General features: G+C 57.9%; 9 protein-coding genes. All 9 read right to left on the reverse strand.

The genetic code is table 11. The features are described from left to right. Positions 1-169: 169 nt before the first annotated feature. Positions 170-1,066 (reverse strand): NAD(P)H-binding protein, encoded by an 897-nt coding sequence (locus LW884_10055; protein MCE3008672.1) that lies wholly within the window; start codon positions 1,064-1,066, stop codon positions 170-172. Positions 1,067-1,124: 58 nt separating this feature from the next. Then, positions 1,125-1,709, reverse strand: a complete 585-nt coding sequence (locus tag LW884_10060) for a Crp/Fnr family transcriptional regulator (GenBank protein ID MCE3008673.1) — start codon at positions 1,707-1,709, stop codon at positions 1,125-1,127. A gap of 23 nt (positions 1,710-1,732) precedes the next feature. Then, the gene (locus tag LW884_10065; protein ID MCE3008674.1) at positions 1,733-2,803 is read right to left on the reverse strand and encodes a WG repeat-containing protein; all 1,071 of its coding nucleotides are present in this window, start codon (positions 2,801-2,803) and stop codon (positions 1,733-1,735) included. 142 nt (positions 2,804-2,945) lie between these two features. Then, on the reverse strand, positions 2,946-3,863 hold the full coding sequence (locus LW884_10070) for a PAS domain-containing protein (GenBank protein MCE3008675.1): 918 nt from the start codon (positions 3,861-3,863) through the stop codon (positions 2,946-2,948). 265 nt (positions 3,864-4,128) lie between these two features. After that, positions 4,129-5,907, reverse strand: coding sequence for a caspase family protein (locus LW884_10075; protein MCE3008676.1), 1,779 nt, complete (start codon positions 5,905-5,907; stop codon positions 4,129-4,131). A gap of 53 nt (positions 5,908-5,960) precedes the next feature. After that, the gene (locus LW884_10080) at positions 5,961-6,995 is read right to left on the reverse strand and encodes a hypothetical protein (protein ID MCE3008677.1); all 1,035 of its coding nucleotides are present in this window, start codon (positions 6,993-6,995) and stop codon (positions 5,961-5,963) included. 39 nt (positions 6,996-7,034) lie between these two features. Continuing rightward, on the reverse strand, positions 7,035-7,718 hold the full coding sequence (locus LW884_10085; GenBank protein ID MCE3008678.1) for a hypothetical protein: 684 nt from the start codon (positions 7,716-7,718) through the stop codon (positions 7,035-7,037). A gap of 256 nt (positions 7,719-7,974) precedes the next feature. After that, positions 7,975-9,807 carry a signal peptide peptidase SppA gene (gene sppA / locus LW884_10090; protein MCE3008679.1) on the reverse strand — a complete coding sequence of 611 codons (1,833 nt, stop codon included), beginning with the start codon at positions 9,805-9,807 and terminating at the stop codon, positions 7,975-7,977. Between the two features lie 75 nt (positions 9,808-9,882). Then, the coding region (locus LW884_10095; protein ID MCE3008680.1) for an insulinase family protein at positions 9,883-11,127 on the reverse strand (1,245 nt) is incomplete at its 5' end.

Below are 11,127 nucleotides of genomic sequence, written 5' to 3' on the forward strand. Positions count from 1 at the left end.
CGCTTCGCTAAACTCACTACTTCAATGGATTCAGTCGCAAATTATGACTCCGCTGCCTGATTCCACCCGCCGTAGCGCCGATTAGGGAGTGCAAATATGCAGCATCTATCCCTCTCCTGTCAAGTACCTAACACAAAAAAAATCAAAATTCTAATGAAATAGGCCTAAATCAAGCCTGGAAGGCTATTTTTAAGCTCTTTGCAAAGACATCGATCGTAATCGATGGCTCTCCCAGATCTTGCCAAGTGGCTTGATGGTCGGGTTGCTCTTCAAACCGATCAAGCGCATGGAGCAGTTCATACATATAGCGCATTTTACGCGAAACCAGACCTAGCAGGGCCAACAGCTGAAGCGGCACTCGCTTTACTTTGATAGATTTTCCAGATAAACCTTTGGAATAGTTTTTGGCAAAAATCTGAAGGGCCTCATCTACCCTGAGTTTCTGTGGGCCTTGCACCGTATAAGTCTTGTGAGTGGTCGGGGTAGACATGCGTATCGCCGCTTCAACCTGTCGTGCATAATCTTCGGCTGCTATCCAGTAGGTAGGGAAGGGTAGCCGGCCTGCTAGTGTAATTGTATCTTTTTTAAGGAAACGAAATGGAATGGTTTCCATAAAGGTACTTCCATAGAAGATCGTATATCCCAGGCCCGAATTTTTTATAGCCGCAACCGCCTGCTCCTTAAGGCTGGCCACCCACCAGGCAGAACCATCTTTTCTAAGTTGCCGCTGAATAAGGGAGCTTAGGTAGCAGATATGCGACACCCCTATTTTCTTGGCTGCCGCCAAAATGTTATTCAGGCCCTCTCTCTCTGGCTGGAAGTCAGTAAGCCTGCTGCTCGGATCGACAGACAGGTTTAGGTACAGATAGGCACCCGGTAGTAGGGCCGCAGCAATACTATCCGGACTGGCAAGTTCCAGGTGTATCCATTTTACTTCCTCTGGCAACCAATCGGGTCGTTTTCGGCTACCTAGGGTTACGGAAAACTGCGGATTTTGAGCGAGCTGTAGCACTACCGGCTTACCGAGCATGCCCGTTCCGCCAATAACCAGGATGTTCTTCTTCATAGGGTAATTACTTTTCGACAAATTACCCGATCAAAAAGCGGCTAAGCATTCACTTTGGTTAACTTTTGTAGTCGGCCATCCTTTTTCGGATCCGGCTGAGGCTTTGCGGTGTAATGCCCAGGTAGGAAGCCACCAGATATTGTGGCAGTTCGTGGATAACACGCGGGCGTTCCTTTTGCAACTGCAAATACCGCTGATGGGGGCTAAGCTGCAAAAAGGAATGTATCCGGCGATGAGAATGGCAATACGCGTTCTGAACCGCTAAACTTAGGAATCTTTCAAAGCGGTGAAGTTCCTTGCAAAGTTTTTGCACTGACTCGAAGCTTAGGCACTGCAGTCTGGTGGGTTCTATTGCCTCCAGAAAATCCACACTGGGTTCGCGGGTGAGAAAGCTCGCTAAGGCTGCACCCATATTTCCATCGAAAAAAAAGTTGTCGGAAGCGATTGTTCCAGCACGCAGTGTGTACCTATGCACGATCCCTTCCTCTACAAAAAAAATGTCCTGTGCCACAGCTCCTTGGGTCAGGATGTGGTCACCTTTACTGTACGCTCGCAAATAAAAATGCTCGGAGACCAGCGCCCACTCAGCGTCCTCAAAGTGCACCCACTTTTCAATACAGCTCCGTATGTTATCCAGATTCAAAGTTTTGGCAGAGGATATGTGAATCAGAAAAAGCCTCTGGCGGCGTGAAAAACAGGCTTTATCACCAGCTTTCCGGCTTCATCCAGGTAGCCCCAGCTGCCCCGGCCTACCAGCCCCTGCACCTCGCCCTGCAGCTCGGTGTCATCCTCGGGGGTGTGTACAGAGAGGGCACAGCGATTATACGTCCACTGCAGGGGGCTGGGCTGCCAGGTGTGGCAGGCCAGGGGCAGGATGGTTACCCTACCTGCCGCTATCCATACCCAGCGGCGTGTGCGCACCCCACGCACCAGCTCATCGTAGGCATATCCGTAGCGGCTGGCCGAGAACGCTGCTAGTGGTGTGGAGGCCCTGTAGCCGGGCGCATGCAGGGGCGTAGCCCTGGCAAGTGTGCTATCCAGCCAGAAGAGCTGACCGGAGCGGAGCCCGATGTATCCATCCTTGAGCGCATACAGGGTATCGTAGCTGGGCTTGAGCAATCCGTGTGCGTCCTGATCCACAATGCCCCAGGCAGGCCTGTGCCGGTGGCGCAGCAGGTATCGGTGCGGGTTGGGGGTAGGCAGTATGGCTTGGCCACGATGTTTATCAAGTAGCCTTTGTGGTATAGCCGGCGGCTGTGGCCGGGGCTGCCCGCTGCGGGTGTGTAGCAGCAGGGCCTGGCTGGCAGTGGCAGAGTCGGCATAGGTCTGGCTATAGTCGCCCCATGTGTTCAGCAGATACCATAGGCTGTCTTTTCGGGCCAGGGCCAGGCCGCCCCGAAAGTCGTAGGCAGCATCGTACACCCAGGGTACCACTACCATGCCTCGCTTATCCAGGTAGCCCCACTTGCCGCTGGAGAAGCGTACGGCGGCAAGCCCCTCGCTAAAGTCTCGGGCGGCCAGTAGCCAGGGAGGCTGAACCAAGGCCCCATTGGTGTCTATATAGCCCCATCGGTAGTGGATTTTGACAGCGGCCAGCGGCTGATCCCAGCGGAGGGCGCGTGCACTGGTATCCCTGAGTGGCAGTGGTGCCTGGGGCTGTGCATAGCCTGTGCTTGTTAGCACCACAAACAAGCAGCTAGCCAGCAGCCCGATGACACGTATTAACGTGGTACGCATACGCCAATATACACCCGCCGCGCCATTGATGCAGCGGGGCCAAGCTAAAAATCCGCATAGTGTATCACAGAATGTATTGACAAAACATTAAGTGTATCTACTATGTTGATATACAACTAGTAAAGAAACGCCATATGGACTATTACTTCAGGATAGCAAGATCCTCGTTATCCTGGTTTTGCAGTCCCCCCACTATGCAGTAGCCGCCACCTGCCTTCCGCCTGCGGCGGGCAGTGTCTCGCAGGTGCAGCCAGCCGCCGGTGCCCAGGCGCAGCCGGAAGCAGGTAAGCACCGATCTGTTTTGGGTAAGAAGCAGGTAGCGCTCAGCTATCAGGTCCAGGTCATCCGGATGGATGTACGCGTGCCAGCCCTGCCGGCTCAGGCTTTGCGGGTCTGGCTGTCCGGTCCAGTGGGCAAGGCGGAGTAGGAAGAGGGGCATGTACTCATCCAGGCCACCCATTACGTCATCCCGATAGTCTACATCGCAGTGCATACGGGTTATGTACTCGTAGTGCGCATGCTGCTTTAGCAGGTCGCGCTCGCCCTGGTGCTGCTGGGTAATATCCCGGAATATGCCCTGGGTGCCTATTAGCTTGCCCCCCGCATCATAGAGTGGGCTCTTGGTAATATACAGGTAGCCTGTGTTTCCATCCGATCGCAGGTAGGTTTCGGTCAGCTCCAGTACCTGCTCAGTACTCAGCACATACTGGTCATCCCGATCATATTTCTGCGCCAGTTCAACCGGAACAAGATCGAAGTCAGTCTTTCCCAAGAAGCTGTCACTCAGCACACTGCTATCGGTTCCATTGCCCTCGTGGATGAAAATATATCGTCCAGTCAGATCCTTATGGTAAATATTGACGGGCATGCGTGCCAGCACCGCTTTGAAGGAGTAGTCATTCATCTCCAGCTCGGTCTTGTTAAGCAGCATTTCTTCCATTTCGTGCACCAGCTTATCTATCCGGCGCTTCAGGAGCAGATTTTGGGCAATCAGCTCGTCGCGCTCTTGCTCCTCGTGCGGAAATCGGTGCCCGCCTCGTACTACGCTTGTCTGGCTCATTGGTATGTGTAACTCAGGTTATCTTTTGTAAAAAACGCGGTAAAAAGGGAATATATCGTTTGTAAAGGCAAAAAAACCTTGCTCTTCATTCACTCCCGCTAAATATACAGCACGGTGGTGAATACGCAAAAGCCCGAGTGGCTGCATCTACATGCCCGATGCAAAACAGAAGAGACTCAGGCAAGCCCATGCAGCCGTCTGTGGGGGTATAGGGCCGCCTGCAGGCCAGGGGGAACACCCGTACTACACGATAGCAAAAGCAGGCCTACCAGGCCCAGCTTTTCCATTCATCGCCCAGGTCGGGGTTTGCCAGTACGACCGGGTTCTGGGGCTTATTGAAAAGCAGTAGGGCATGCAGGCTTACCTCGCTCTGCAGGCGGGTGGCTAGCTCGCCCAGCGACAGGGGCTGCTTTTCGTACAGCAGCGTCATCAGGAAGTAGCTGAACAGGCCGTGCCGGGCCAGGTGATAGGGATAGGCGGGTTCGTCGTCGCTACTGGCCGAGAAGATAACCGCATTACCGGTCATCGCTATCGGCTTGGGCCGGATAACCACCCCCCGTGTGGCCAGTACACTGCTGCCGCCCCCCCTACCCTGGCCCGTAAAGCAGGCATCCAGGAAGAGGAGGAGTCGAGCGGGCTTCGCATCACTTAGCTTCTGCACCACCTGGCTTACGGATACGGCCTGCTCGGCGGTATAGGCGTTTACATCTACTGGCAGCAGCCAGGCCTCCTGGCTATCCTCGCGGGGTATGCCATGGCCGGCATAGTAGAAGATGAGCTCGGCATCGGGGCCATAGTTCTGTGCCAGCAGCGCCAGTTTGGTCAGCTCATTCTGCATCTGGGCGGCCGTAGCATTGTTCAGCAGCAGCAGGTTGGCCTTGGGCACACCCAGGCGCTTTTCGCAGTACTCGGCAAAGAGTAGGCCGTCGGCCGTGGCATAGGCCACGTCTGTAGCAGCGGCCTGCTGGCTGTGGTAGGATTCGTTGGCAATGATGAGGGCAAAACGCTGAGGCTGGGGCGATATGCGGGGTATGCCCTGTGCAATGTCTACCGTAGGGGCATAGCGGTCTGTTTTCAGGCTCAGATACTCGGTATTGGCCTGCAGGATGCCCAGGTGTGCAATGCCCCAGATGCGCGCGGTGTAGTCTTGGCTAGCCGTGGCTACCAGCTGGCTATTGGGGCTGAAGCAGGCGTGCCATTGCGAGGCCTGATGGCCCTGTAGGGTCTGTACAGGCTTTAGTATCTCGGCATCCCACAGCATGGCGTGGCCATCTCGGCCCGCACTCAGGATAAAGCGTCCGTCGGAGCTGAAGGCCAGGCTACGCACCCCCTGTGGATGTGTGCTGTCAAACAGCTGGCTGCTACCCGCCTCGCGCCAGAGGCGCAGTTCGCCATTCAGGTCGCCGGTTACAATTCGTTTCCCATCCGGAGACACGGCCAGGCCCCGCACGGTCTGCCGGTGGGCCTGCATAAGCCGCAGCTGCCCACCCGAGGCGAGTGCCCACTGCCGGGCCATGCCGTCGGCACCGGCTGTATAGAGGGTGCTACCGTCGGGGCCAAAGGCCACGGCGTACGCACCCCCCCGGTGTGCCCGGAATGTTTGCTGCCAGTTTTCGCTGATATCAAACAGCTGCACACTGCCGTCCAGGCTGGCAGTGGCCACCTGTGTGCCCTGTGGCCCAAAGGCAACGGCCTCTATAGACTGCTGGTGGGCCTTGTACACTTTCAGGCTCTGTCCCTTCAGGCTGTACAGATCTTCGCCCCGGCTTACATCCCAGATATACAGGCTACCCTCGCTATCCCCACTGGCCAGCAGGTTTCCATCTTTGTTAAACGCTACGGCATTCACACTGGCGGTGTGCCCCTCCAGGGTGCGCACCAGCGAGCCTGTGGCTACCTCCCACAGCCGCAGGGTACGGTCGCTGCTGGCAGTGGCCAGCAGCTTGCTGTCGGGGCTAAAGGCCACTGCATTCACATCCAACCCATGGCCCCGCAGCGTTCGGTAGCGCTGTGCCTGCGCTACTGTGCATAAGGAGACGAGCAAGAGCCAAATGCAAAGTGAGCAGCGCGGAGATAATATGGAGAAGAGGTTGATCATCAGCGCGCTATGCTTATATCCATAACCTGTACCTGATAGCCCTGCATGCTCTGGCCCAGTATCAGCCACGCCTGAAACTGCTGGCTATCCAGCCTGCGGGGATAGCGGTAGCCCTGCAGGGGGTTATCCAGCTGCTTACTCACCGTGCGGCTTTCCTCCAGCAGGGGGCGTACCTGCGGCTGGGTGCTGAAGACAATGTACAGCCGCTCATAGGAGACGGTTTCGTCTGTATAGAGCTGCAGCTCGTCTTCGGCATAGGCGGGCTGGTCAAAGTAATTGTGCTGCGGGTGCGAGGAGAAAAAGACATAGGCCCGCTCTGCCTCTATGGGCATACCACTTTCCATGCCCTTGGGCATCTGCACATAGGGCAGCAGGCACTGGGCCTGCTGCTGGTTGTCTAGCCACACACTCAGGTAGCCTGCCTGTGGGCTGCGGAAGTGGAGGAAGAAGCGATCGGCGTGCTGAAAGTCCAGGGTAGCACAGGGCTGCTCTTGGGGCTGTGCCCCCTCCAGGCAGCGCAGGGGCTGTGCGCGAAACTGAACCTGGGGCTGGCGGATCTCGCTGGCCAGGCCCTCCACCCGGCACCGTATTCGGTATTCGGTACGGGTTTTTCGGCCTGGCCGCTCGTGCAGGCGGCCTTTGGCATCTAGGTACAGGGTGTCTACCTGCGTGTGCTCGTGGGTGGTCTTCAGCCAGTTTCCTTTCACGTAGGTATTGGCAATGCTGGTAAAGCGGGTATAGGTGCGTGCCCGCTGCCCGCTGGAGCGATTTTCTACTGTGGTAGCATTGCTCTGCAGCACCAGGGCCCCGTATGCCTTTTCCAGGGCCTGTATGCGGGCCAGGTCTCGGGCTTGGGCGCGGGCCGAATCTATCTGTGCCCACTGGTATACCACCTGTTCGGCCTCGCCCGCCACCTCCTGCACCTGGGTGGGGTCATATCCCGGGGGCGTAGGCACCTGCGCACCAGCCCCGGCCAGGCCGCCAGCCACCAGGTAGGCCAGGCACAAGACTAGGGGGGTGTGGATACGCTTCATGGTGCCAATCGTTTTCCAGCTATGCTCAACTGTGGAGACTTACTCCTTAGCCTCCTTTTCGTCCAGGCCCATCAGCTTGTCCAGCTTGCCGTGCAGGTCGCCCAGCTCCTCTTCCAGCTTCATGCGAACAGAGTTTTTGGCTTGGTAGAGGGCTTTTTCGCGGTTGTACAGCAGCTTGATGTTCACCTCCACGTTCTTGTTTTTCAGCACGCGGTGGATCTTGAAGCTGGGATCCACGTTTTCCAGCCGCACGGCTATCACATTTTTGGCCGCGGTCAGCACCTTGGTTACCGAGGCCGCTTCCTCGGCATTCAGCTGCATGTTTCCTATGTTGGCCTGCACCAGGGCGCGTATCTGGGTTTCCAGCTGGCCAGCCAGGTTCAGTTTGGCTATTTCCAGGGCTTGCATTTCGGCTGCGGTACGGGTTTCGGCCACCGCGTTTCCGTCGCTACTCAGGTACACCAGGCTGCCCTCATCGTCGCGCTCCAGCAGCTTGTACCAGGTGTACTCCAGCATTTTGTCCATGGCCAGGCTGCCGGGGGCTACCACATAGCCTTGTTTCTGAAAGGCGCGTGCCTCCCTGCGTGCCTCTTTTATGGCTTTCTTTTTGATGTCCTTCTGCAGGTCTTTGCGTTGCCGCTTATCCAGCTGTGCGCTGGCGGGAGCCACCAGCACAGCGGCCAGCAGCAGGAGGAGGAGAGATTGGGGGAATATCGCTTTCATACAACTTAGATTTATGAGGTAAGGAACAAATTTCATGCCAACCACTTGCCTATCCTGGCAGAAAAAAACACACCGCCGGGCACAAGGCTAAGTGCTATACACAGTAAACGCGACTGGGGCCCATAAATGTTGCCAGCCGGACACAGCGCGGGTAGCTATGTGAATAAAAAAAGGTCGGCACGCCACCTGATGATCAGATGGGGTGCCGACACCTGGGCGTACAGAAAACCGTACACGTACTGTAGCCTGTTCGTGCCTATTCCACCCGGAAACTGAGGCCGGTGTGCATATACAGCCCCATAGGCTGCCGGCTGTGCTGCCGGTGGAAGAGCAACAGGGACTGCAGATCGGCCAGCGATAGGCCAGAGAGCCGTGTCCACAGTGCCTGGGTGCCCCCCAGGCCAGCCAGTAGTTTTTCGATCGGGTTTTCAATTTTTGGGTACTCCACCAGCTGGTAGTCATCGCCCAGGCCAGCTACTTTTTGGGCATAGGCCAGGGCCTCGGGCAGGCCACCCAGCTGGTCTACCAGCTTCAGCTTCAGGGCCTCGGTACCGCTGTAGATGCGGCCACGTGCTAGCTGGTCCACCTCCTGGCGGCTCTTGTAGCCCCTACCCTGCTGCACCACAGCCAGAAACTCCTCATAGGTAGTATCCACCAGCTGCTGTATGCGCTGTGCCTCCAGGGGGCTAAGGGCGCGCATGGGGTTTCCGGCATCGGCATAGGGGGTATGGGTTCCGGTTACGCGGTCGAAGGTGAAGCCCAGCTTATGGTCCAGCATCGGCCCCAGGTTGGCCCACATGCCGAATACGCCAATGCTGCCGGTAACGGTAGTAGGCTCGCAGAAGATGCGGGTGGCCCCGGCGCTGATGTAGTAGCCCCCACTGGCAGCCACATCGCCAAAGCTGGCCACCACGGGTTTTTCCTTGCGGAGCAGGGCCACCTCGCGGGCAATCACGTCGCTGGCCAGTGCGCTGCCGCCGGGGCTGTTTACGCGCAGCACCACGGCCTTCACGGCATCGTTGGCCCGCAGCTGGCGCAGTAGCTGGATCATGCCTGCACTGCCTATGTTTTCTTCGTCGTTCTCGCCACCGTCTATGGCCCCGTTTGCATACACAATGGCAATCCGGGCATCATCATTGTCCTCTGCCTCGCTTTCCGATTCACTCTCTTCCTCCTGGTCGCAGTTACAGTCTTCGTCTTTACTAGCGCGGTGGTAATCGGCCAGGCTTATCTGCCTCACGCCCCCCTTCTTGTCTGCTTTCACGCCTTTCTTTTTCAGGCGAGCAATTACCTGATCGATGTAAGCCAAGTCATCCACCATTCCGGCAGCCCTGGCTGTTTGGGCATGGTTTACGGCCAGCTCTGCAGCCAGGCGGTTCAGCTCGTCCACCTTCATTTTCCGGCTCTGGGCTATGCCGGCCAGCATGTGGTTCCACGCGTCGTCTATGTAGGCACTCAGCTGCTGGCGGGCAGGCTCGCTCAGGTCTTTGCGGGTAAACATTTCGCCCGCACTCTTGTACTCGCCTACCTTGAAGAGCTGGGGCTGAATCTCCAGCTTATCCAGCGTACCTTTTACGAACATGGGTACGGAGGCCAGGCCGTTCCACTCCATGTAGCCCGTGGGCGAGAGGTAGATGCTATCGGCCACCGAGGCCAGGTAGTAGTCGCGCTCGCTGTACATCTCGGCATAGGCATACACAAACTTTTTGCTCTTCTTGAAGTCGAGCAGTGCCTTGCGGATTTGCTCAGCATGGCCCAGGCCATACATACCCAGCTCGGGATACAGCAGTACGCCCTTGATGCGATCATCCTTCCTGGCAGCCTTCAGTGCCCACAGGATCTGGTTGAGCCCCACGGTTTCTTCGTCCTGGCCCATTAGGGCAGTCAGGGGGTTCTCCGAGCTGCGCTCCACCACCTGCCGGTCCAGCTTCAGCACCAGCACGCTGCCCGCATGCACATCCGGTTTGTTTTCCTCGGTAAATTCTTCAATAAGGCCACCTACGATACCGATGGTGATCAGCAACACGATGAGCCCCCCCAGCACCACGGCAATGAAGGAGGTGAGTAAATTTCGAAAGAATGCTTTCATAGAATTTATGTGTTAGATACAGGAGCAAGTTAGGCTAAAGCGGCGGTCGTGTGGGCATAAAATGGATGAGCGGCGCTAGGCGCTTTCGTGTGGCAGATACACGGCCTCGGCTAGCTGGGCGGGGTCGAATAGCAGGCTGGCTACCTGCTGCAGCGTGGTGGCCTCCACGGCTCGGATGCGCTCGATGGCCTGTGGCAGGGTCAGCAGCTCGCGTCCATCCATCCAGTCGTGCGCCAGGGCCATCATGCGGGCGCTGCCACTCTCCCAGCTGATGGCCAGGGTGCCGGCAAACTGCTTTTTGATGGCTGCCAGGCGCGCCGGGCTCAGGGGCTTCAGCATCAGCAGGTCTAGCTCGCGGCGGATGATGCGGCGCAGGCGGGGCAGGTTTTCGGCATCCAGTGCGGCATACACGCCCCATATACCTGCATCCTGGTAGGGGGTGTAGTAGCTGTAGGCGTTGTAGCTTAGGCCGTGCCGCTCGCGCACGCTCAGGTTCAGGCGGCTGTTCATGGCACTGCCGCCCAGGTAGTTGTTCAGCAGCAGCCAGGGCAGGTAGTGGGGGTGGGCTAGCGAGAGGGCCCGCCCGCCCACCAGGTAGTGTGCCTGCTGGATGGGGCGCAGCTCCTGCAGGCCGGGCAGGATGGCGGGGCTGGGCAGCAGGCGGGGCTTGCGGGCGGGCGGAGCTGCCTCGTGGCTGTGCTGGTAGCGCTCTACCAGGCGCTGCAGCCGCTCGGCCCCCAGGTTGCCCACCACGCTCAGCACCGCACGCTCGGGCCGGTAGTAGGTGCGGTAGTACTGCAGCAGGCCAGCCCGGTCAAAGGCCTGCAGGCTGTGGCGGGTGCCCAGTATGGGGGTGCCCAGCTCGTGCCGGGGGAAGATGAGGGCATCAAACTGCTCCTGGATGCGCTCCTCGGGGCTGTCGTCATACATGTCTATCTCCTCGGCTATCACGGTGCGCTCCTTGTCTATCTCTGCCGGGGGAAAGGTGCTGTGGAAGGCCATGTCGTGCAGCAGGTCTAGCGCACGGTCTACATACTCGCGGCTTACGGTAATGGTTAGGGCCGTCTTCTCGCGGGTGGTATAGGCATCCAGGTCTCCGCCCACATTGTCTATCCGGCTCAGGATGTGGTAGGGCTTGCGGCTGCGGGTGCCTTTGAAGAGCATGTGCTCCACAAAATGGGCCATGCCCAGCTGGTGCGCCTCCTCGTCGCGGCTGCCCACGTCCAGGATGAGGGCCAGGTGTACCACCCGCGTGTCGCGCACCTGCTGGTGCAGCACGCGCAGGCCATTGGGCAGGATAAAGCGCTCGGGCAGTTTGGC

The sequence above is a fragment of the Bacteroidota bacterium genome (assembly GCA_021300195.1).
Classification (GTDB): Bacteria; Bacteroidota; Bacteroidia; order J057; family JAJTIE01; genus JAJTIE01.

Bases quoted from the DNA above. Each gene is read 5' to 3' on its own strand.
- LW884_10055 (MCE3008672.1), bottom strand. From the start codon at position 1,066: ATGAAGAAGAACATCCTGGTTATTGGCGGAACGGGCATGCTCGGTAAG.
- LW884_10065 (MCE3008674.1), bottom strand. From the start codon at position 2,803: ATGCGTACCACGTTAATACGTGTCATCGGGCTGCTGGCTAGCTGCTTG.
- LW884_10070 (MCE3008675.1), bottom strand. From the start codon at position 3,863: ATGAGCCAGACAAGCGTAGTACGAGGCGGGCACCGATTTCCGCACGAG.
- LW884_10080 (MCE3008677.1), bottom strand. From the start codon at position 6,995: ATGAAGCGTATCCACACCCCCCTAGTCTTGTGCCTGGCCTACCTGGTG.
- LW884_10085 (MCE3008678.1), bottom strand. From the start codon at position 7,718: ATGAAAGCGATATTCCCCCAATCTCTCCTCCTCCTGCTGCTGGCCGCT.
- sppA (MCE3008679.1), bottom strand. From the start codon at position 9,807: ATGAAAGCATTCTTTCGAAATTTACTCACCTCCTTCATTGCCGTGGTG.